The following is a 22,329-nucleotide window of genomic DNA, read 5'->3' on the forward strand; positions in this document are numbered from 1 at the left end:
AATCGATTAAAAACAGGTCGCCGGATAAGCGCGGCCGATATTACCGAGCCGCCATGACTTCCATTGACCACATCGATCTCAATCTGCTGCGCGTGTTTCAGGCCATCGTGGAAGAGCGCAGTCTGACGAAAGCGGGCGAGCGGCTTGCCCTATCGCAGCCCGCAGTGAGTTACTCGCTCGGACGGCTGCGCACGCTCTTCGACGACACGCTTTTCATCCGCACCAAAGCGGGCATGCAGCCGACGCCCGTGGCGCTGGAGCTCGCGGAAATCGTCGGACGCGCGCTCGATACGGTGCGTCAGGCGCTGCGTTATGCGGAGCGATTCGAATCGGCGACGAGCACGCGCAGCTTCCGTCTCTCGCTGTCCGACGCGGGTGAAATGGCGTACTTGCCGGCGCTGTGCGCCGCATTGCAGAGCGCCGCGCCGCGCGTGAAGCTCGTCGTCGAGCCGCTGCCGGTTGAAGACATAGAAGAAGCGTTGCGGTCGAGCCGGCTAGACTTCGCCATCGGCAATCTGCCTGCGTTGCTGCCGCGCACGCGTCATCAACTGTTGTTCGAGGAGTCGTATGTGTGCATGACGCGCAAGCGCAGCGATCTGCCCGCGGGCAATACGCTCAAGCTGGAGCAGTTTCTTGCCGCATCGCATGTGCAGGTGCGATCGCTCGAACACAGTCATCACGCACTGGACGATGCGTTGCGCGCGCAAGGCGTGGGGCGAAATATCGCGTTGGCGCTGCCGCATTTCGTCGCCGTGCCGGGCGTGCTCGCCGCGACCGATCTGCTCGCGACGCTGCCCGAGCGGCTCGCGCATATTCTCAATCGCAACGACGCCTTTCGCATCTATGCGTTGCCGGTGCCCCTGCCGAAGGCCGCTGTCACGATGCACTGGCACGAGCACTTCCACGAGGACGAAGGCATAGCGTGGATGCGCGGGCTCATCTCCGACATCCTCGCGAATTTCACGAAGTCCTAGAGGTCCAGCACCAGCACAGGAGAACGCGAACGCGACACGCAACAGCAGATGACCGTGTTACTCGCGCGTTCCGCTTTGCTCAGGCAATGGTCGCGATGCTCCGGCTCTCCGCTCACGACATCCACCATGCAAGTGCCGCACACGCCTTCGCCGCACGACGTATCCACCTCGATGCCGATAGAGGCGAGCGCATCGACGATGGACGTCTTCGCATCGACATGCACCGTCTGCCCCGTGCTCGCAAGCTGCACGTCGAAGCTATCGAGCGATGTTTCGACCGCCGGCGCAGGCTCGGCTTTGAAGCGTTCGAGATGAATCGATTCGGCCGGCAAACGCGCCTGCGCTCTGTCGACGACGAGATCCATGAACGGAGCCGGGCCGCATGTGTACACATGCGCATCGGGACCTGCATCGCGCAGACATGCATCGAGTGCGGCGGGAAGCGCATCGCGCTGCACGCCGAAATGCAGCTTCACGTGGCTTTCGAAAGGCGCGCGCGTGAGCAGCGTCATGAAGGCCGCGTGACGTTCGCTGCGCGCGAAGTAGTGCAGCGTGAAGCGTGCGTTGCGCGCGGCGAGGCGATACGCCATCGAAAGCAGCGGTGTAATGCCGATACCCGCGCCGATCAGAATATGTTCACTCGCGCTTTCTTCGAGCTTGAAGAGGTTGCGTGGCGCGCCGACCGACAATTCTGTGCCGATGCTCACTTCCTCATGCAGCGAGCGCGATCCGCCGCGCGACTGCTCTTCCTTCTTCACGGCGAACACTTGCGATTCGACGCATTCCGGATCGCCACACAGCGAGTATTGACGCGTGATGCCGGACGGACCGGTCACGTCGATATGCGCGCCGGGCTCATACTGCTCGAAGGGCAGGCCGTCGACGCGGGAGATACTGAACGAGCGCACGCCATGCGCTTCCTCGCGCACTGCGTCGACGCGGACTTTGAAGAGTTCCATGATGCGTTCCGATGACTCTTTACAGGGGACGATGTACCGAGATTAGCGCCGTGAATCGAATAAGAGAAATAGATTAAAAAGTCCGGGTCGCATCAAGCGGATTGATTTGACCGCTGAATGGAAAAGCGCATTCACACGGCGAAGAGCCGTGCGAATGCGCGGTGAAAAGCGTGGGATTTACTGCTGACGCGTTTCGTGCGTGAACTTCAAGGTCACGACGGTAATGAGTCCGAGCACGATGAGAAAGAGGGCGACCGGCCAGTACGCGTGATAGCGCGAAAGCAGCGCCGTCGCAATGAGCGGCGACATTCCGCCCGCGAAGATCGAAGCGACTTCATGCCCCAGCGCGACGCCCGAGTAGCGCACTTCCGTGCTGAACAGTTCGCCGACCAGCGCGGGCAGCGTTCCGATCATCGCGCCGTGACAGACAGCCGTGCCGAGCACGAGCGCGAGCCAGATGAGCGGCGTCGAATGCGTATTGAGCAGCCAGAAGAAGGGGAACGCCATCACCGCGAGCGAGACTGCGCCGATCATATATACCGGCTTGCGGCCGATGCGGTCGGAGAGCTTGCCCCATAGAAGCATCGCGACCATTTCGATGACCATCGCGAGCATGACGCCCGTCAGCATGACGGAGTTGGAGATGCCGGCGAACTTGCCATACACGAGCGAGAACGCGAGAAAGATATACGCGCCGCCGTTTTCCGCCACGCGCAAGCCCATCGCCATGAGAATCTCTTTCGGGTGCCGCTTGATGACTTCCACCACCGGCATGTGCGATGTCTTGCCCGCCTTGTCCGCGTTCTCGAAGTCGCGGCTCTCGGGAAGGTTGTGGCGAATATAGACGCCGAGCGCGAAGATCAGGATGCTCGCGAGAAACGGCAGACGCCAGCCCCACGAGATGAACTGATCGTGCGGCAACGCTTGCGCGCCGAGGAACGCCGCTGACGACAGCACGAAGCCGCCGCCCACGCCGAGCTGGCTCCATGCCGCGTAATAGCCGCGCTTCTCCGGCGGCGCGCTTTCGCTGATCATCAGCACGCCGCCGCCCCATTCGCCGCCGGACGCGACGCCCTGCAACAGCCGCAGTCCGACGAGCGCGGCCGGCGCCCACAGGCCGACGTGGTCGTATGTGGGCAAGAGGCCGATGCCGAAGGTCGCGAAGCCCATGATGAGCAGCGTCCATACGAGCGATGCGCGACGTCCGTACCGATCGCCGATATGCCCGAACACGATGCCGCCGAGCGGCCGCGCGACAAAGCCCATCGCGAACGCGGCGAATGCGCCGAGCGTGCCGATCAGCGGGTCCGCGTTGGCGGGAAAGAACAATTGTCCGAAGACCAGCGCGGCGGCGGTGCCGTAGACGAAGAAGTCGTACCACTCCATCGCGTTGCCGGCGACCGATGCCACGACGATGCGTCTCAGTGCGCGGTCCTGCATGGCCGTGCTGCGTTCCGTCGTGGAAGTTGATTGAACCGTGGACATGTCTTCTCGCCTGATTGATCGTGGGGCGCGCCTCGAGCAGGCTTCGCATGTAGAGCAGTGTCGAGTCGCCAGGCAGCCACGTCAAATAGGCTGAAAAGCATGCCGGGTATCAGTGGGGCAAATGTGCGCCGCATTCGACGGAGTCAGGGTTCGGACTGATGGAACATCGCCACGAGCGTTTCCCGCAGCCACGCGATGCCGGGATCGGATGCGAACTGCGTATGCGAATGCACCTCGATTTCGATGGGCGGCAGCGAGAACGGTAGTGGCAGCACGCGAAACGCCTTGCCGCGATTGAAGCGCCGCGCGATGCTCTTCGGGAAGATGACGGCGAGATCGGTGTTCATCACGATCTCTGGCGCGACGATGAAATGAGGCAGGCGCAGCACGACATCGCGCTTGAGATTGAGTTCGTCGAGCCACTGCTCGACCATGCGATGTCCCGTGGCGTTCGTGCTCGCGTACACATAACGCAAGGCGGCAAGGTCTTCGCGCGTCGGCTTCGCGCGGCGTAACGGATGACCCGCGCGCACCACGCACACATGTTCGTCCACGAAGAGCGTCTGGCTCACGCAGCCTTCGTCCAGCCCCGGCACATAGCCGAGCGCCAGATCGATCTCGCCCGCGCGCATGGCGGCGCTCACCGATTCCACCGGAAGATTCGCCACTTCGATGCGGATGCCGCGCGCGTCACGATCCAGCATCGCAACAAGCGGCGGCAGAAAGTAATATTCCGACATGTCGGACATCGACACGCGAAATACCCGTTGCGCGGTCGCGGGATCGAACTTGCCGAGCTGCTGCACGGCGTCGTTGATTATCGCGAAGGCTTGCGCGAGCGGCGGATACAGCCGATACGCGGCATCGGTCGGCACCATGCCGCCGGGCGTGCGCAAGAAGAGCGGATCGTCGAACAGCGTGCGCAGACGGCGCAGCGCATGACTCACCGCGGGCTGCGTGAGGCCGAGCCTGTCGCCCGCGGCGGTCAGACTGCGCAAGTCCCAGATGGCGAGGAACACGCGCAGCAGATTCAGATCGGCAATGCCGAGATGCGGCTTGTTCATGCTTCGCCTCGCGAACGAGGGCGAAGCGCGCGTTGAGCACAGCGCGACCGCCCGGTCAGTGTTGCGCGAGATTACCGTACAAGCTGCGCATTGCAAAATGCGGCGTTGCACCGGTGTAGGGCGGCAACGCATGGAAATCGCGGCGCATGGCGTCACGAATCGGCGACGCAAGCGCAGCGATGAGCGCGGCAGCATCGTCGAAGACCACCTTGTTGCGCTGCATCGCGTTCGCCTGTTCGAACGGCAGACCGCTCGTGCAGTCGATGCGCGTATAGACCTCCAATTCGCGCAACGCGGGCAACTGCAGCATCAGCGGCGGGTGATGCTTCAGATAGTGCGTGAGCCACGCATTGAAGTCGTCTGCAACGCCTTCGTATGCGACGAGGTAGGTGCACCGCTCCATTGGGCTTTGCGTGCATGCCTGCTTGAGCGAGCGCACCGCCATGACTTGCTGCGTGAATGAATGACCTCGCACCATGCGATGAATCGCGCCGTCGCGTTCACATGCCGCTTCGAGCGGCGCGAGGTCGTCGAAATACCATTGCAGCACGCACGACGGCGTGTTCGGCGCGGGCGCGATGCGCGGATCGACCTGGCCGTCGATCGCTTCATGCACGATCAGCCGGCGCAGGTCCTCGACGTCTTGCGCCGCATGATGCAGCGCGGACGCATCGCACGATGCGTCGCCCATGAGAAAGAGACAGACTTGCATCGTCATATCAGGGATAAGGCGTGACCGGCGGGATGCCGACGAAGATCGCGCCCGATGCGTCATACGTGCCTTCACCGAGAAACGCGTGCTGGGTCACGACGATGGAATCGCGCACGAGCCGTTGCATGCGGTTCTCTCGATAGATGGCGCCGATGCCCGCCATCTTGTACGCCTGCATCACGATGTCGGCACACGTATGGGCCGCGTGCGTGGCGGAGAGGCGCAACAGATTCGCTTCGGCAGGCTGTACCGGGTCTCCTGCGAGCACTGTCTGCCACGACGCTTCCGCCGACTCGAAGAAGAACGCGCGTGCGCTGCGCAGTTGCGCTTCCGCTTGCGCGAGACCGGAGCGATAGTACGCACGGTCCGCAAGACGCGGCGCGCCCGTCGTCGTCTTCGTCACGCCGGACATGCTGGCGAGCAGGTCGAGCGCGGCGCGTGCCAGGCCGATGTTCACGGCCGCATGAACCTGCGCCTGATACGCGACCGCCGGATAGCGATAGAGCGGCTCGTCGATCAACGCCGCGCCGCCGCGTACGAAGGTCCATCGCTCATCGACGTACTTGTCCTTCAGGCGCAAGTCATGGCTGCCGGTGCCCTGCATGCCGACCACGTTCCAGTTATCGACGATCTCCACTTCGCTCGCCGGGAACACCGCGGTGAACGGCTTGCCGGCGTTCTTGTCGTCGGCGCCCGCGGGCGCTCCGCCGATGCCCACGCCGATCCAGTCCGCGCCCTTGCAGCCGCTCGCGAAGCGCCATTGGCCCGACACTTTGAAGCCGCCCGGCGCGCGCTCCGCCTTTTGCAGCGGATACAAGCCGCCCGCGAACACCTGATCCGGACCGGTCGCATAGATGCGCGCCTGCGTTTCCACGGGCAGCGCGGCGAGATACGTGTTCGCCGAGCCGAATGCGGCGACCCATGCCGTCGAACCGTCCGCGACCGCGATGCGTTCCAGCATCTCCAGAAAGCGCGGCGGCGGCAGCGCATCGCCGCCGAAACGCTTCGGCGTGCTGGCGCGGAAGATGCCCGCGCGCTTCATCTTGCCGACCATGTCGCGCGGCACGTGAGACATCGCGTCGAACTCGTCGCGACGGCGCTCGACTTCTTCGATCAGCGCATCCAGCGACAGGGGTCCGGCGTATTCAGGGTAATCGTCCTGCGAGTCGATGATCGAATCGCTTTGAAGGGCTTGCATGCGTGATACCTCTCGATCGTTGTGGGCCGATGTCATTCGGCGTGCTGACGCGCGGCCATGCGCATCGCTTTGGGGAACGTCTCGCGCGCCAGCAAGGTCGCGATGACGGTGATGAGTCCGAGCGCGCCGAGATAGATCGCGACCGGCACGGCGCTGCGATAGTGCGCGAGCAGCGCGGTGGCGATCATCGGCGAGAGACCGCCGCCGAGCACCGACGACACCTCGCGGCCGATGCCGAGGCCCGAGAACCGCAGATGCACCGGCAACATCTCGCTGATGAACGCGGGCTGCGCGCCTTCGAGAATGCCGAGCGTGACGCTGTTCGCGAGAATCAGTGCGGCCATGATCTTCCAGTACTCGCCCGAGCCGAGCAGCGCGAAGTAGGGCCATGCGACGAGCAGCATGGCGATGGCTCCGGCGAGATACACCGGCTTGCGGCCGACCTTGTCGGTCACGTGGCCGAAGAAGAGCGAGACCGGAATCATCAGCAGCATGGATACGGTGAGGCCGCTGAGGATCCAGCTCGACTTGATGCCGAGATACTGCCCGTATGCGATGGAGAACGCGAAGAAGATGTACGACGCGCCGCCTTCGCCGAAGCGCAGCCCGAACACGGTGAGCACTTCGCGCGGGCATTGCTTGAGCACGTCGATCACGGGCATGTGGCTCTCGTGACGCGTCGCCTTCACTTCCGCAAAGGCCGCGCTTTCGCCGACTGAGCGGCGCATCCACAGACCGAGCGCGACGAGCGCGGCGCTGCCGAGGAATGGTATGCGCCAGCCCCAGCTCTGGAAGTCGCTGGACGGCAAGTTTTGCACGAGCAGGAACGCGCCAGTCGACAGCACGAAGCCGAGGGCAGCGCCGCACGGACTCCACGCCGCAAGCGCGCCGCGCTTCGATTGCGGCGCGTTTTCGTGGATCAGCAAGATGCTGCCGCTCCATTCGCCGCCTGCCGCGAGCCCTTGCATGATTCGCAACAGCACCAGCAGCACCGGCGCTGCGATGCCGATCTGCTGGTACGTCGGCAGCACGCCCATCAGCACCGTCGCGGTGCCCATGGTGAGAAGCGTGAGCATCATCACGACCTTGCGGCCGTAGCGATCGCCGATATGACCGCATAGCACGCCGCCAATGGGCCGCGCGATGAAGCCGACGGTAAAGCCGCCGAACGCCGCGATGGTGCCCGTCAGCGGGTCGCTGCCCACGGGAAAGAATAGCTTGCCGAAGACGAGCGCGGCGGCGGTGCCGTAGAGAAAGAAGTCATACCACTCGAGGATCTGACCGAGCACGGCGGTGGTGACCGCGCGACGCACGCCGCTTCGCGTGCGGGGAACGTGCCGCGCGGGAATGGGCGGCGCACTCATATCGGGATTCACGGCATCAGGGTTCATGGGCTTTGGAGAGGCACGAGAGATCGGTTCCCGCATCGTTGGAACACACGCAGCGGGGCGCTTTGAATCGACACCGTCATGACATGGTTCGAACGATATGAGCCGAGAAAACAGCGGTCAAATCAAAGCCAAAAATGCGCGATATGAATCTCGTGCATGAACATGCAGTGAAAACCCTCGTATCAGCGGCGCTTATCGAACCTCCTTCTTTTGACTGATTTGCGACGCCATATCGGTCAACGCAGACTTGCGGCGGGTCATTGCTTGCCCCATCGGACAACCTCGATAGAAGGATCAACAGAATGAAACTCAAGGTGAGCGCAACGGCCGTGCTGTTGCTGGCGGTGGCAGGAAGCGCGCAGGCGCAGAGCACGGTCACGCTGTACGGCATCGTCGATGACGGTTTCAACTGGACGTCGAATTCAGGCGGCCACAATCTGTACAACGTGTCGAGCGGCGTGATGCAGGCAAGCCGTTGGGGCCTGCGCGGCAAGGAAGATCTCGGCGGCGGACTGGCTGCGCTCTTTGTGCTGGAGAACGGCTTCGATCTGAACAACGGGTCGCTGGCGCAGAAAAACCGCGGCAGCACGCAAGGGCTGATGTTCGGGCGACAGGCCTATGTCGGCCTCGCGAGTCCGTATGGGACATTGACGCTCGGACGTCAGTACGACTCCGTGGTCGATTACGTGGGTCCGTTCGAATCCGGTACCCAGTGGGCCGGATATATCGGCGCGCATCCCGGCGATCTGGACAACCTGAACAACGCCTATCGCGTGAACAACGCGCTCAAGTTCGCGAGCAAGACGTACTACGGCATCTCATTCGGCGGCGTGTATAGCCTGGGCGGCGTGGCGGGCGCGGCGTCGCGCAATCAGTTGTGGTCGCTCGGCGCGGGCTATGCGAACGGTCCCATAACGCTCGGCGTCGCGTACCTGAACGCGCGCAATCCGAACGTCGGCTTCTTCGGCGATAACGGCGCGAGCACGGCGCCGAGCGCGACCGCCAACTTCATCTCGTCGCCCGTTTACAGCGGCTATGCATCGGCGCGGACGTATCAGGTCGTAGCGGCGGGCGCGGCCTATGCAATCGGCGCGGCGACGATCGGCGCGACCTATTCGAATGTGCAATTCAAGAGTCTCGGCGATACGGTGAACTCGGGTCCGAATCCGCGTGGCTATAGCGGCAACGCCAATTTCAATAACGCAGAGATCAACTTCAAGTATCAGTTGACGCCCGCGCTCCTGGTCGGCGCTGCGTTCGACTATACGAAGGGTGGCGATGTCGATACATCCACGGGCGTCAATCCCGGCGCGAAGTACTACCAGGGCGCCATTGGCGCGGACTATTTCCTTTCGAAGCGCACGGACGTCTATCTGATCGGCGTTTATCAGAAGGCGTCCGGGACTGATTCGACGGGTACGGCGGCGGTGGCCGCCATCAACAACCTGACGCCTTCGACGAGCGACCGTCAAAGCACCGTGCGCGTGGGGATACGTCATAAGTTCTGAACGTGCGGTTCGACACACGCACTATCAGTCAAACGGATGCAGTCCGCCACATTTGATCTATTTGACCAATCTTGCGCGCATCACTACCTTGTAGTCGAAATCACTCAAGCTACTCTCATGACCACAGCGACGATCGAACGCATCGAAACATGTCTCGTCGATTTACCGACGATTCGCCCGCATAAGCTATCGGTCGCGACGATGCACGGGCAGACCTTGATGCTCGTGAAAGTGTTCTGCAGCGATGGCGTGATCGGCATCGGTGAAGGCACGACCATCGCGGGCATGGCATACGGTCCCGAGAGTCCGGAGTCGATGAAGCTCGCGATCGACGCGTATATTGCGCCGGCCGCGATCGGCAAGGATGCGACGCGTATTCAGGAATTGATGGCGCATATCGGCAAGCTCGTGAAGGTGAATCACTTCACCAAGAGCGCGCTCGAAACCGCGTTGCTGGATGCACACGGCAAGCGGCTCGGCGTGCCCGTGAGCGAGCTGCTCGGAGGCCGGCGACGCGAGCGTTTGCCCGTTGCATGGACGCTCGCCTCCGGTGATACGGCGAAAGACATTGCCGAAGCGGAACGCATGATCGACATGCGCCGTCACAAGGTGTTCAAGCTGAAGATCGGCGCGAAAGAACTGAGGACCGATATCGCGCATGTCGCGCAGATTAAGCGCGAGCTGGGCGAGCGCGGCGCGGTGCGCGTCGACGTGAACATGGCCTGGAGCGAGACTCAGGCAGCGTGGGCCATTCCAGCATTGGCGGATGCCGGTTGCGAACTGGTGGAACAGCCCGTCGCATCCGCTGCGGCGCTCGCACGTCTCATGCGCCGCTTTCCGGTCGCGCTCATGGCCGATGAGATTCTGCAAGGCCCCGAAAGCGCTTTCGAGATCGCGAAGCATGGCGGCGCGGATGTCTTCGCCATCAAGATCGAACAGAGCGGCGGTCTCTTTGCAGCGCAGCGCGTTGCAGCGATTGCGGATGCAGCGGGCATCGAGCTATACGGCGGCACCATGCTGGAAGGCGCATTCAGCACGGTCGCATCGGCGCATTTGTTTGCGAGCTTCGCTAACTTGCAATGGGGCACTGAGTTGTTCGGCCCCTTGCTGATTACCGAAGAGATCCTGACGCGGCCGCTCGACTACAGCGACTTCGAACTGACCGTGCCGAATGGCCCGGGCCTCGGCATCGAACTGGACGAAGCCAAGGTAAAGCGCTTCACGCGCGACGGCCTGACGAAGATCATCAAGTAAAGAAGGAGACCGCCGATGCTTTTCCACGTACGCATGGACGTCAATCTTCCACCGGACATGCCGGCCGATGTGGCCAACGAAATCAAGTCTCGCGAGAAAGCGTATTCGCAAGAACTGCAGCGAAGCGGCAAATGGCGTCATATATGGCGCATCGCGGGCGAGTATGCGAACTACAGCATCTTCGACGTCGAAAGCAATGCGGAACTCCACGACATATTGACCGCCTTGCCGCTCTTTCCGTACATGAAGATTTCAGTGACGCCATTGTGCCGTCACCCGTCGTCCATTCGCGACGACGATGCATGAGCGTAAGCCATAAAACATCCCCCGATAACGATGGAGACAGAAATCATGAGCGTCAAAGTGTTCGCCAATCAGGAAGTGCAAGACTTGCTCAAGGCAGCGGCCAACCTCAACAGCGATGGCGGCAATGCGCGCGCCAAGCAGATCACGCACCGCTTGCTAAGTGATCTGTTCAAGGCCATCGACGACCTGGACATGACGCCCGATGAAATCTGGGCAGGCGTGAACTACTTCAACAAGCTCGGCCAGGACGGCGAGGCGGCGTTGCTTGCTGCGGGGCTCGGACTGGAGAAGTACCTCGACATTCGAATGGATGCCGCGGACAAGCAAGCCGAAATGGATGGCGGCACGCCGCGCACGATCGAAGGTCCGTTGTATGTCGAGGGCGCGCCGGTGCGCGATGGTGTATCGAAGATCGATATCGATGCGGACGCGGACGCTGGCCCGCTGGTGATACGCGGAACGGTAAGGGGACTGGACGGCAAGCCCATTGCCGGGGCGGTGGTCGAATGCTGGCATGCCAATTCCAAGGGCTTTTACTCTCACTTCGACCCGACCGGCGCGCAAAGCGCGTTCAACCTGCGCGGTGCTGTACGCACGGGCGGGGACGGCACATACGAGTTTCGCACGCTGATGCCGGTCGGTTACGGGTGCCCGCCGCAAGGCTCGACGCAACGCTTGCTGAACGCGTTGGGGCGGCACGGCAACCGTCCCGCGCATGTGCACTTCTTCGTAACGGGCGATGGTCTGCGCAAGCTCACGACGCAGATCAACATCGAAGGTGATCCGCTCATTTGGGACGACTTCGCTTACGCCACGCGTGAGGACCTTATTCCTCCGGTGGTCGAGAAGACGGGGGGCGCGGCATTGGGGTTGAAAGAGGACGCGTACAAGGAGATCGAGTTCAACTTCGTGCTGACGCCGCTGGTCGGCGGTAAGGATAATCAGCTCGTGAGTCGGCTGAGAGCGACTGCAGAGGCTTGATGGAGTGCGGGAAGCCGCCGCTTGATTGCGATTGCGAGCGGACTTCGCTTCACGTTCGGTTTGTTCCCACCGTTGCGGCACGCATTCATGTTGCATTGCAACGCTAACGCCCGATGACGCGCGCTTCCGATTGAAGCATCATACGGCCTGAGACACGCTCGTGCGGATCGGTCTATCCCGGTTCGCACGCAAGACCAGGAGGGCACGATGGACATGCGGCAACGCGAGCACATCGAGGCAGTCGTCGCGGCGACCACGCGGGCCGAAGCGCAAGTCGTGGCGCGCACGCACGAGAGCATCATCCAGTCCTCGTGGCGGCGTTGCGTGCATCAGTACGGGCTCGACCCGTCGCGCATGCAGGAAGCGCGCATCCTGCCGCAAACGCGGCTGCGCGAGCATCAGCAACGCATCGACGGCTTCGCCCGCATCGCGCGTCACGGTCTCGAAACGCTCTACGAGCACGTTGCGGGGATGGGCTACGTCGTGCTGCTGACCGATGCGCTCGGCGTGACCGTCGATTACATCGGCGATGCGAACACCGACATCGAGCTGCGCCGCGCGGGTCTTTATCTCGGCGCGGAATGGAGCGAAGCCGGCGCGGGAACGTGCGCGGTCGGCACGGCGCTCACGACGGGCCAGGCGCTTACCGTGCATCAGGTCGATCACTTCGACGCCACGCATATTCCGCTGACCTGCACCGCCGCGCCGCTCTATGATTCACGCGGCGCGCTCGCCGCGATTCTCGACATCTCCGCGCTCACGTCGCCGCAAGCGCGCGACAGTCAGAATCTCGCGCTGCAACTCGTGCGCATCTACGCGGGACATATCGAGAACGCGAATTTTCTGCGCACGCATCGGCAGGACTGGATCTTGAAGCTGAACGCGTCGCCCGAATTCGTCGATGTCGCGCCGGAGTACCTGATCGCGCTCGATGCGAGCGGGCGTATCGTCGGACACAATCGCCGCGCGCACGCGATGCTTGCGGCGGAGATCGGCCGGCCCATCGCGCCCGGGGAAATGGCCGCGTCGCTGATCGGCGTGCCGTTCGACACGCTCTTCGATGCGCGTATCGAAGAATTGGGCCGCTTCGTGTATTCGCGGCCGAGCGAACTGCGCGCGGTGCCGCTCGCGAAATCGGGCGGGCTGCTGTATTTGAGCGTGATGCCGCCCGCGCCATGCGTCACGCCGGCGCGCAACGCGGCGTCGCCACGCAGCGTCGAGGTGCCCGCGCCGCTCGCCGCGCTGGGCGGCGGCGATGCCGCGCTCGCGCGCCAACTGGAACGCGCCGCGAAGCTCGTCGATTCGCCCATCAACCTGCTCATCAACGGGGAAACCGGCAGCGGCAAGGAGTTTTTCGCGAAGGCGCTGCATCGCGCGAGCGCGCGTCGCGCGGGGCCGTTCGTCGCCGTGAATTGCGCGGCGATTCCGGAGACGCTCATCGAGAGCGAATTGTTCGGGCATCTGCCGAACAGCTTTTCGGGCGCGGGCGCGAGGGGCAAGCGCGGCCTGATTCAGGAAGCCGACGGCGGCACGCTCTTTCTCGACGAAATCGGCGACATGCCGCGCGAGCTGCAGTCGCGGCTGCTGCGCGTGCTGGCCGAAGGCGAAGTGCTCGCGATCGGCGCGTCGCGCCCCGTATCGGTCGATGTGCGCGTGATTTCCGCGACGCATCATTCACTCGATGCGCTCATGCACGACGGGCGTTTCCGCGAGGACCTGTACTACCGCCTGAACGGCGCGCGCTTCACGCTGCCGCCGCTGCGCGAACGAAGCGACCTGGACTGGCTCATCGACAAGTTCCTCGAAGGCGCGGCCACGCTGTCGAGCGCGGCGCGCGAGCGATTGCATCGGCATGAATGGCCGGGCAATTTGCGCGAGCTGAGCAACGTGCTGCGTTACGCGCGCGCGGTGTGTTCGAACGGCGTGATCGACATAGATGACCTTCCGGAAGTATTCGCAAGCGCGTCCGTGCCAGCAGAGCCGCCTCCGCGTCCCATCGAAGACTTCGATCCGCACCGTCTGCCGCCGGAAGGCATGTTGCTGATGCAGTACCTGCGCGCGGCAAGCTGGAATCTGAGCGCGGTCGCGCGTCAGATCGGCGTGAGCCGCATGACGCTCTATCGTCGCATGGCGCGTTACGGCATTCGCTCGCCGAACCAGCGCGACGCGAATGGTCACTGACAACTGATACGCCTGTACTCCCGCCGATACACCTGCCGCTGTGACACCTGTCACGGCGGCGCTTGTCACATTGCACCGAAACACGCGTTTTCTACGGGAAATCCCGCGTTTTTTCGATTGGCATAGGCTTTGCCTTTATCCGCGGCACACAAGAACGACGGAGACAAGGCATGTCACAGCCGCTCGTCGGCATCATTGCCAATCCTGTTTCGGCGCGCGATATCCGGCGCGTGATCGCCAATGCCAACAGCCTGCAACTCGCGGACCGCGTGAACATCGTGTTGCGGCTGCTTTCGTCGCTCGCGTCGTGCGGCGTCGCGCGCGTATTGATGATGCCGGACCGCGAAGGCCTGAAAGTCATGCTCGAACGCCATCTCGCGCGCAAGCACGGCCCGGACGCATCGCTTGCTCAAGTCGATTTCCTCGACATGCCCGTGACCGCGCGCGTCGACGACACGTTTCGCGCCGCGCGCTTGATGCGCGATGCAGGCGTCGATGCGCTCATCGTGCTCGGCGGCGACGGCACGCATCGGGCGGTGGTGCGCGAGTGCGGGCAAGTGCCGATCGCGGGTCTTTCGACGGGCACGAACAACGCGTATCCGGAAATGCGCGAGCCGACGATCTCGGGACTCGCGACAGGGCTCTTTGCAAGCGGCCGCGTGCCTGCCGCCGAAGCGCTCGCGTGGAACAAGCGGCTCGACGTCGAGATACGCGATGCGAACGGCAACGCGCGCCGCGACATCGCGCTGGTCGATGCCGTCATCTCGCACGAGCAGTTCATCGGCGCGCGCGCGCTCTGGAAGATCGACACGCTCGCCGCCGTCTACGTCTCTTTCGCCGATCCGCAGGCGATCGGCATGTCCGCGATCGCGGGACTGCTCGAACCGCTCGGGCGTCACAGACCGGGCGGCGTCGCGATCGAACTCGCCGCGCCGGGGCAAGGCGAATTCGTGCTACACGCGCCGATCGCGCCGGGGCTCATCGAACCGGTGCCGATTGCGAACTGGACGCGCCTCGCTAATGGCGTGCCGCATCGCGTGAAGCAGCGCGCGGGCATCGTCGCGCTCGATGGCGAACGTGAACTCGCCTTCGGCCCGGGCGATGAAGTCACGATCACGCTTACGGAAAACGCCTTTCGCAGTATCGACGTGGCCGCGTGCATGCGATACGCGGCTGCGTCCGGGCTGATGCGTCAGCTCGAGCTTCGCTAACTCAACCGGGAGACAACCATGACAGCGTCGCGACAGCATGCGGGCGGCTTGCCGCTCTCGAAGGAAGAACTGTTGAGCGCGTATCGCAAGATGCGCACGATCCGCGATTTCGAGGAACGTCTGCACGTCGATTTCGGACGCGGCGACATTCCCGGCTTCGTGCATCTATACGCGGGCGAAGAAGCGGCGGGCGTCGGCATCATGATTCATCTGAACGACGGCGACCGCATCGCGAGCACGCATCGCGGACACGGGCACTGCATCGCGAAGGGCGTCGATCCTGTCGCGATGATGAAAGAGATCTACGGCAAGAAAGGCGGCTCGTGCAACGGCAAGGGCGGCTCGATGCATATCGCCGATCTGTCGAAGGGAATGATGGGCGCGAACGGCATTCTCGGCGCGGGCGCGCCTTTGATTTGCGGCGCGGCGCTCGCGGCGAAGTTTCGCGGCAAGGGCGAAGTCGGCATCACGTTCGCGGGCGATGGCGCGTCGAATCAGGGCACGTTTCTCGAAAGCCTGAATCTCGCGGCGGTGTGGAATCTGCCGGTCATCTTCGTGATCGAGAACAACGGCTATGCGGAGTCGACGGCGCGCGATTACGGCACCGCTGTCGACAGCTACGTGGATCGCGCGGCGGGCTTCGGCATTCCGGGCGTGACCGTCGACGGCACCGATTTCTTCGCGGTCTACGAGGCGGCGGGAGAAGTCATCAAGCGAGCGCGTGAAGGCGGCGGACCGGCGCTGCTCGAATGCAAGATGATCCGCTTCTACGGCCACTTCGAAGGCGATGCGCAGACGTATCGCGCGCCGGGCGAACTGGACGAAATCCGCTCGAACAAGGATTGCCTGAAGAAGTTCGCGGCCGCCGTCACGCAAGCCGACGTGATCTCGCCCGGAGAACTCGACGCGATCGATCGCGAAGTCGCCGCGCTGATCGACCGCGCGGTGCAGGAAGCGAAAGACGCGCCGTTGCCGACAGCCGCCGATCTGCTCACCGATGTCTACGTCAAATATTGAATCGAGGAGACAACCATCATGGCCCGCAAACTGAGCATGAAGATGGCGATCAACGAAGCCATCGATCAGGAAATGACGCGCGATCCGAGCGTGATCGTGCTGGGTGAGGACATCGTCGGCGGCGCAGGCGCGGACGGAGAAAAAGACGCGTGGGGCGGCGTGCTCGGCGTGACGAAGGGACTGTACGCGAAACACGGCGACAGATTGCTCGACACGCCGCTGTCGGAAAGCGCATATGTAGGCGCGGCGATCGGCGCTGCGGCGTGCGGCATGCGACCGGTCGCGGAACTGATGTTCATCGACTTCATGGGCGTGTGCTTCGACCAGATCTTCAATCAGGCCGCCAAGTTTCGCTATATGTTCGGCGGCAAGGCGGAAACGCCCGTCGTGATTCGCGCGATGGTGGGCGCGGGCTTTCGCGCGGCGGCTCAGCACAGCCAGATGCTGACGTCGGTGTTCACGCATATTCCGGGGCTGAAAGTGGTCTGCCCTTCGACGCCTTATGACACGAAGGGACTGCTGATTCAAGCCATTCGCGACAACGATCCTGTGATCTTCTGCGAGCACAAGAACCTGTACGGCTTCGAAGGCGAAGTGCCCGAGAACTCGTATGCGATTCCGTTCGGCGAGGCGAACATCGTGCGCGACGGCAAGGACGTGTCGATCGTCACTTATGGATTGATGGTGCATCGCGCGCTCGAAGCGGCATCGACGCTCGCGAAGGAAGGCATCGAGGCGGAGATCGTCGATCTGCGCACGCTGTCGCCGCTCGATATGGACACCGTGCTGGAGACGGTCGAGAACACGGGACGGCTCGTCGTCGTCGATGAAGCGAATCCGCGCTGCAACATCGCAACGGACGTTTCCGCGCAGGTCGCGCAACAGGCGTTCGGCGCGCTGAAGGCGGCTATCCAGATGGTCAGCGCGCCGCATACGCCGGTGCCGTTCTCGCCGACGCTCGAAGACTTGTACATTCCGAGCGCCGCGCAGATCGCCGAGGCCGCGCGAAAAACCATGCAGGGAGGAAAGCACTAATGTCCGCAATCACACCGATCGTCATGCCCAAATGGGGCTTGTCGATGAGAGAAGGCACCATCAACGAATGGCTCGTGGACGAGGGCACGGAGATCACCGTCGGCATGCCGATTCTCGATGTCGAAACCGACAAGATCGCCAATGCCGTCGAAGCGCCCGATGCCGGCCTTCTGCGGCGCAAAGTGGCGCAAGCGGGCGACACGCTGCCCGTGAAGGCGCTGCTCGGCGTGCTCGCGCCGTCCGAGGTGAGCGACGCCGATATCGATGCGTACGTGTCGTCTTATGTGACGCCCGCCGAGGACGAGGAACAGGGCGAGGAAGCAGCGGCGTATCACTTCGTCGATGTCGATGGCATCCGCGTGCGCTACGCAACGCGCGGCGGCGATGACGCGAGCCGCGCTGCCGTGCTCTTCATTCACGGCTTCGGCGGCGACCTCGACAACTGGCTGTTCAATCTCGACGCGCTCGCGGAGAAACATCGCGTATTCGCGCTGGACTTGCCGGGGCATGGGCAGTCGACGCCGAAGGTGCCGGGCACGTCGCTCGCGGAACTCGCGGGCTTCGTCGGCAAGTTCATGGACGCGGTGGGTCTCGAACGCGCGCATCTCGTCGGGCACTCGATGGGCGGGGGCATCGCGGCGCAGATGGCCGTGGATCAGCCGAAGCGCGTGCAATCGGTCGCGCTGATTTCGCCTGCCGGTTTCGGCGATGAAGTGAACAACGCGTACACCGAAGGCTTCGTCACGGCCGAATCACGTCGCGAGTTGAAGCCTGTCGTCGAACTGCTGTTCGCGAACCCTGAACTGGTAAGCCGCCAGATGCTCGACGATCTGCTGAAGTACAAGCGGCTCGATGGCGTGAGCGACGCGCTGAGATCGCTCAACGGCGGATTGTTCGCGGGCGGCAGGCAGAGCGCGCAGCCGGGCGCGAAGCTCGCCGCGACGGAGAAGCCGGTGCTCGTGATCTGGGGTGCGAAGGACCAGATCATTCCCGCCGCGCATGCGAAGCACGCACCGGAAGGCGCGACCGTGCGCGTCTTCGAAGACGCCGGGCACATGAGTCAGATGGAGAAAGCAAACGAAGTCAACGCGCTGTTGAAGGCGCATGTCGAGAAGGGCGGTTGACGTTTCGTGCGACGTGCCCGCGCCCCGCTGAAAACGCCGTCAGCGGGGCGCGCTTGCTACTTCACCGGCGTCAGGATCGGCGCGCCCTTGTTCTTGAGCAAAAACACAACGAACTTCGCCGGCTGCGTCGCGCTGGCATTGCGTCCGACGGTGTGGATGTCGTCGGGGCCTTCGTGGAAGGTATCGCCAGGCTTGAGCGTCACTTCCTTGCCGCCCTTGACGCCCATGACGATGCTTCCCTCGAGCACATACACGAAGGCGTGAGCGTCATGACGATGCACGGGATCCACTGCGCCGGGTGGATAGTCGACGACGATCATCTGAAGTTCCTTGCCCGGATAATCAGGCAACGGCTCAGAGCGAAGTGGCGTCACACTCGCCTCTGGCGCGGCCATGACGGGCGGCGCGATCATCGAGCCGATACTCATTACGGTTGCAGCGACGCAAAGCATTCTCTTCATGACATCACTCCAGGCCGGCCTTGTCGAGTCCGAATGCCTTGTCCGACGAACCGGGCGCCGTGCGGAACGCGACGTTGAGTCGGTTCCAGCTATTGATGATTCCCACGAGGAACGTCAGGTCGGAGAGCTCCTTATCGGAGTACTGGGCGCGCACGCTGTCGTAAATGTCGTCCGGCACGCCCTCAGCAGGAATGTTTGTCAGCACCTCGGCCCATGCGAGCGCGGCCCGCTCGCGCGGCGAGAACAGCGTCGACTCGCGCCAGATCGCCACGTGATGCAAGCGCAGTTCGCGCTCGCCATGAATCTTCGCCAGCTTCACATGCATGTCGACGCAGAAGGCGCAGCCATTGAGCTGCGACGCCCGAATCTCGACGAGCTCGCGGATGTGCGTTTCGATCGTCGATTCCTGAAGCAGCGTGCCGAGCTGGATGAGCTTCTTCGAAAGTTCGGGCGATTGCTGAAAGTAATCGATGCGTTGCGTCATGACGTACTCCTAAGTGAATGTGGGTGGTGAAAGTTCCGTGAAGACAGTCAGCCGCGTTTGGCCCGAGCGAGCCACTGATCGAGACCCGTCTGACCGATACGCGCTTCGCCGAGCGGCACGAGCGATAGTTCCTCGACCACGCCGCCGTAATACCGCGCCTTCGGATCCGTCACGACCGGGCGTGCGTCGCCTACGGATTTCAGATATCGCGCGATGATCTCCGCGAACGGCGCGCGATCCGGGCCGGCTATGTCGACGGTGTCGTTGAGAGGCGCCGCGAGCGCAACCTGCGAAAGGATCGCCACGATGTCATCCACGGCGATCGGCTGAAACCGGCCGTCGCCGACGCGCACTGTGCCGCTCTCCGTGCTGAAGTCCGCGATGCCCCCGATGAACTCCATGAACTGCGTGGCCCGCACGATCGTGTACGGAACGCCGGCGGCCTTGATCGCCTCTTCCTGCGCGACTTTGGCGGCGAAATACGCGTTCTCCGGCATGCGGTCGGTTCCGACGATCGACAGCGCGACGTGATGGCCCACGCCCGCCGCCACTTCGGCCTTGCCGAGATTGCGCGCCGAGGTGCGGAAGAAATCGAGCACCGCCTGCGGTTCCCATGACGGCGCGTTCGTTACATCGACGACGACATCCGCGTCCATGAGCACTGTCGTGAGACCCTCGCCCGTTATGGTGTTGACGCCGGTACGCGGGGATGCAGCGAGCGCCTGATGGCCTGCCTCGTTGAGCAGTGCGACCAGACGCGAGCCGACGAGGCCCGAACCACCGATTACGACGATCTTCATGGCAAATCCTCCAGATATGTCGATACAACGGCGGGCGTGGTGACGCGTGAAGGTGTTCTCCGCCGTCGCATTGCCCACAACCAGTATGGGACAATGATGGTCTACAAATAAGGGGCAAGATTCGTCGATACGACTAGTCCAAGATTGCCCTGCTTCGCGTTGTCGGAGAGACGGTCATGAACGCCCGAAGTCCTGCATTGGCTATCGAAATCGATCGGCTGAAGCCGTTGCCGATCTATTTGCAAATATGCGAGCGATTCCGGACGGCGATCGCAGCCGGGCATTTGCGTCCGGGTGAGCGCGTGCCCGCGCTGCGCAATCTCTCGACGCAGTTAAGCACGGCCCGCGGCACCGTCGAGCTGGCCTATTCGATCCTCGTCGACGAGGGCTATCTGCAAATGCGCGGTGCCGCCGGCACGTTCGTATCGCCGTCGCTGCCGGCGTCGGTGGTGCAGGGCGCGGATGACAAGAGAGCGGGCAGCGCGAAGAAGCGAGATGCGCAGCAGACCCAGCCGATGCCACGCCAAGGCGCGCTCACCGTTGCCATGAGCGGCGAGCCGCGGCCCTTGCAGCCGGGGCTGCCGGCGCTGGACGCGTTTCCGCGCAAAATATGGAGCCGGCTGGTTTCGCGCCGCGTGCGTAGCGGGGATCGCGCGATGCTTGGCTATCCCGATCCGATGGGCTACAGACCGCTGCGTGAACGCATTGCCACCTATCTCGGCTTGTCGCGCGGTGTCACATGCTTGCCCGAGCAGGTCTTCATTACCGGCGGGTATCGCGCGACGCTTGAACTCGTGCTGCGCAGTCTCGCGCAATCGAACGATCGCATGTGGTTCGAAGACCCCGGCTATCTGCTCGCGCGAAATTTCCTGACGGAGACCGGCGTGCAGTTGACGCCCGTGCCCGTCGACGATGAAGGGATGGATATAGCGCGTGGCACCGAACTCGATCCCGAGGCACGCTTTGCACTGGTCACGCCGTCGCATCAAAGCCCGCTCGGACAGGTGCTGTCGCTGACGAGACGCCTCGCGTTGCTGGACTGGGCGAAAAAGGGGGCGCGTTGGATCATCGAAGACGACTACGACAGCGAGTTCCGCTATGCAGGAAGGCCATTGCCGGCTTTGAAGAGCCTCGATCGGCACGACCGGGTGATTTACACCGGCACGTTCAGCAAGGTGTTGTTCCCCGGCCTGCGGCTCGCGTATGCGGTGGTTCCGGACCGCGCTGTCGAGCGTGTCGGGCGGGTGGCGTGCTCCATGAACGCTGGCTCGCCGGCGCTCTTGCAGGCTGCAGCGACCGATTTCATCGAGCAGGGGCATTTTGCGCGGCATATCAAGCGGATGCGCGCGCTGTACGGGCAACGACGTGTGTTCATTGCAGACGCGCTGGAGCAAGCGTTCGGCAAGCGCTTAAAGATCGATCTGCCGCCCGGCGGCATTCAGTTCGCGGTGCGGTTCGCTGAAAGCCGCAACGGCCCGGTCGACGATGTCGCTGTCGCCGCGCGAGCCCGCGAAGCGGGCCTCGGCGTGTTGCCGCTTTCGATCTGGTATGCGAACGCACGTATGCCACGCACGCCACGGGGTCTTGTCATCGGTTTTGCGAACATTACAGATGCGAGTGAAGCGGTCCGTCTTGCCAGGAAGTTGCGTGCTTGTCTGGATGGCTGACGCGAAGGGCTGCACTGCGTTTGATACGGACGGAGCCCCGGACGGGCGACGCTGGAACGTCGGTTGCTCAGACGAATGGCCTGCGCAACGGTGCGTCGTGTTGTTGCGACGCACGCCGCAGGTATTTTTCGAGAGGAACCCGGAATGAAAACACGTCATCTTGTCACGGTCGCGGCCGCCGCACTTGTCGTTGCGAGCGGCACGGCCCTGGCCCAGCAACAAAGCGCGCCGATGGCTGGCGCATCTCACACCACCGATGCGAGCATGGCAACGTATGGTGCATCCACCTACAGCGGCTCGGATTATGGCGGCACCGGCTATGGCGATAGCTCGGCCGGCGCTCGCAACTACGGCGAGTGGGCTAGAGCCCGCAATCCGGCAAACTGCCCGCCGGGACTCACGTGTAACGTTTATAAGGGATCCTGATCACTGCAACACGGCTGCCTGACCAACAAGCGGCCGCGTAGTCCTTCGCTGAAGCGTGCGAGTCACGCGGCCCGCGCACGGCTCGCACGCT

21 protein-coding genes are annotated in these 22,329 nt (G+C 63.2%); 12 read left to right on the forward strand and 9 right to left on the reverse strand.

The genetic code is table 11. The features are described 5' to 3' along the window. Positions 1 to 53: 53 nt before the first annotated feature. Positions 54 to 974, forward strand: a complete 921-nt coding sequence (locus HWX53_RS15965; protein ID WP_175942594.1) for a LysR family transcriptional regulator — start codon at positions 54 to 56, stop codon at positions 972 to 974. Here the strand turns inward: HWX53_RS15965 and HWX53_RS15970 are convergent. The 6 genes from HWX53_RS15970 to HWX53_RS15995 all read right to left on the reverse strand — a co-directional run bounded on the left by HWX53_RS15970 (position 971) and on the right by HWX53_RS15995 (position 7,756). Further along, a complete protein-coding gene (locus HWX53_RS15970) occupies positions 971 to 1,933 on the reverse strand; it encodes a PDR/VanB family oxidoreductase (protein ID WP_175942596.1) in 963 nt (320 codons plus the stop codon). The two genes, HWX53_RS15965 and HWX53_RS15970, sit on opposite strands and share 4 nt — an antisense overlap. Positions 1,934 to 2,110: 177 nt before the next feature. Next, positions 2,111 to 3,418 (reverse strand): MFS transporter, encoded by a 1,308-nt coding sequence (locus tag HWX53_RS15975; protein WP_175942598.1) that lies wholly within the window; start codon positions 3,416 to 3,418, stop codon positions 2,111 to 2,113. A 143-nt stretch (positions 3,419 to 3,561) separates the two neighbouring features. Then, complete coding sequence (locus tag HWX53_RS15980) at positions 3,562 to 4,482, reverse strand: LysR family transcriptional regulator (RefSeq protein ID WP_175942600.1); 921 nt, start codon at positions 4,480 to 4,482, stop codon at positions 3,562 to 3,564. A gap of 55 nt (positions 4,483 to 4,537) precedes the next feature. Continuing rightward, a complete protein-coding gene (locus HWX53_RS15985; RefSeq protein WP_175942602.1) occupies positions 4,538 to 5,194 on the reverse strand; it encodes an EthD family reductase in 657 nt (218 codons plus the stop codon). 7 nt (positions 5,195 to 5,201) lie between these two features. Then, complete coding sequence (locus tag HWX53_RS15990) at positions 5,202 to 6,392, reverse strand: acyl-CoA dehydrogenase family protein (protein WP_175942603.1); 1,191 nt, start codon at positions 6,390 to 6,392, stop codon at positions 5,202 to 5,204. A 32-nt stretch (positions 6,393 to 6,424) separates the two neighbouring features. Further along, positions 6,425 to 7,756: an MFS transporter gene (locus HWX53_RS15995; RefSeq protein ID WP_175943933.1), complete on the reverse strand. Its 1,332-nt coding sequence runs from the start codon at positions 7,754 to 7,756 to the stop codon at positions 6,425 to 6,427. Between the two features lie 329 nt (positions 7,757 to 8,085). Here HWX53_RS15995 and HWX53_RS16000 point away from each other — a divergent pair, with 329 nt between their 5' ends. The 9 genes from HWX53_RS16000 (at position 8,086) to HWX53_RS16040 (ending at position 18,400) form a co-directional block, all read left to right on the forward strand. After that, positions 8,086 to 9,291, forward strand: coding sequence for a porin (locus HWX53_RS16000; protein ID WP_175942605.1), 1,206 nt, complete (start codon positions 8,086 to 8,088; stop codon positions 9,289 to 9,291). 117 nt (positions 9,292 to 9,408) lie between these two features. Continuing rightward, positions 9,409 to 10,545, forward strand: a complete 1,137-nt coding sequence (locus tag HWX53_RS16005) for a muconate/chloromuconate family cycloisomerase (RefSeq protein ID WP_175942607.1) — start codon at positions 9,409 to 9,411, stop codon at positions 10,543 to 10,545. 15 nt (positions 10,546 to 10,560) lie between these two features. Further along, a complete protein-coding gene (catC, locus tag HWX53_RS16010) occupies positions 10,561 to 10,851 on the forward strand; it encodes a muconolactone Delta-isomerase (protein WP_175942609.1) in 291 nt (96 codons plus the stop codon). 45 nt (positions 10,852 to 10,896) lie between these two features. Further along, positions 10,897 to 11,832 (forward strand): catechol 1,2-dioxygenase, encoded by a 936-nt coding sequence (gene catA, locus HWX53_RS16015; protein WP_175942611.1) that lies wholly within the window; start codon positions 10,897 to 10,899, stop codon positions 11,830 to 11,832. A gap of 207 nt (positions 11,833 to 12,039) precedes the next feature. Then, positions 12,040 to 14,013, forward strand: a complete 1,974-nt coding sequence (locus tag HWX53_RS16020; protein WP_175942613.1) for a sigma-54-dependent Fis family transcriptional regulator — start codon at positions 12,040 to 12,042, stop codon at positions 14,011 to 14,013. A 170-nt stretch (positions 14,014 to 14,183) separates the two neighbouring features. Next, positions 14,184 to 15,224 carry an NAD(+)/NADH kinase gene (locus HWX53_RS16025; protein ID WP_175942615.1) on the forward strand — a complete coding sequence of 347 codons (1,041 nt, stop codon included), beginning with the start codon at positions 14,184 to 14,186 and terminating at the stop codon, positions 15,222 to 15,224. An 18-nt stretch (positions 15,225 to 15,242) separates the two neighbouring features. Beyond that, complete coding sequence (locus HWX53_RS16030; RefSeq protein WP_175942617.1) at positions 15,243 to 16,241, forward strand: thiamine pyrophosphate-dependent dehydrogenase E1 component subunit alpha; 999 nt, start codon at positions 15,243 to 15,245, stop codon at positions 16,239 to 16,241. An 18-nt stretch (positions 16,242 to 16,259) separates the two neighbouring features. Beyond that, positions 16,260 to 17,276, forward strand: a complete 1,017-nt coding sequence (locus HWX53_RS16035; RefSeq protein ID WP_175942618.1) for an alpha-ketoacid dehydrogenase subunit beta — start codon at positions 16,260 to 16,262, stop codon at positions 17,274 to 17,276. Then, complete coding sequence (locus HWX53_RS16040; protein ID WP_175942620.1) at positions 17,276 to 18,400, forward strand: acetoin dehydrogenase dihydrolipoyllysine-residue acetyltransferase subunit; 1,125 nt, start codon at positions 17,276 to 17,278, stop codon at positions 18,398 to 18,400. The genes HWX53_RS16035 and HWX53_RS16040 overlap by 1 nt, the downstream gene beginning before the upstream one ends. 56 nt (positions 18,401 to 18,456) lie before the next feature. On the opposite strand, the gene HWX53_RS16045 is transcribed toward HWX53_RS16040, so the two are convergent. The 3 genes from HWX53_RS16045 to HWX53_RS16055 are packed head-to-tail and all read right to left on the reverse strand — an operon-like array spanning position 18,457 to position 20,145. Then, the gene (locus tag HWX53_RS16045; RefSeq protein WP_175942621.1) at positions 18,457 to 18,861 is read right to left on the reverse strand and encodes a cupin domain-containing protein; all 405 of its coding nucleotides are present in this window, start codon (positions 18,859 to 18,861) and stop codon (positions 18,457 to 18,459) included. A gap of 4 nt (positions 18,862 to 18,865) precedes the next feature. After that, the gene (locus HWX53_RS16050; protein ID WP_175942622.1) at positions 18,866 to 19,345 is read right to left on the reverse strand and encodes a carboxymuconolactone decarboxylase family protein; all 480 of its coding nucleotides are present in this window, start codon (positions 19,343 to 19,345) and stop codon (positions 18,866 to 18,868) included. Positions 19,346 to 19,392: 47 nt separating this feature from the next. Beyond that, positions 19,393 to 20,145 carry an SDR family oxidoreductase gene (locus HWX53_RS16055; RefSeq protein ID WP_175942623.1) on the reverse strand — a complete coding sequence of 251 codons (753 nt, stop codon included), beginning with the start codon at positions 20,143 to 20,145 and terminating at the stop codon, positions 19,393 to 19,395. A gap of 176 nt (positions 20,146 to 20,321) precedes the next feature. Here HWX53_RS16055 and HWX53_RS16060 point away from each other — a divergent pair, with 176 nt between their 5' ends. Continuing rightward, positions 20,322 to 21,812 (forward strand): PLP-dependent aminotransferase family protein, encoded by a 1,491-nt coding sequence (locus HWX53_RS16060; protein ID WP_175942624.1) that lies wholly within the window; start codon positions 20,322 to 20,324, stop codon positions 21,810 to 21,812. Positions 21,813 to 21,956: 144 nt separating this feature from the next. Then, entirely contained in the window at positions 21,957 to 22,238 is a 282-nt protein-coding gene (locus tag HWX53_RS16065) for a hypothetical protein (protein ID WP_175942625.1), read from the forward strand. The last annotated feature ends 91 nt before the right edge of the window (positions 22,239 to 22,329 follow it).

Origin of the sequence: Caballeronia sp. BCC1704, from assembly GCF_902833455.1 — a bacterium.
GTDB lineage: Bacteria > Pseudomonadota > Gammaproteobacteria > Burkholderiales > Burkholderiaceae > Caballeronia.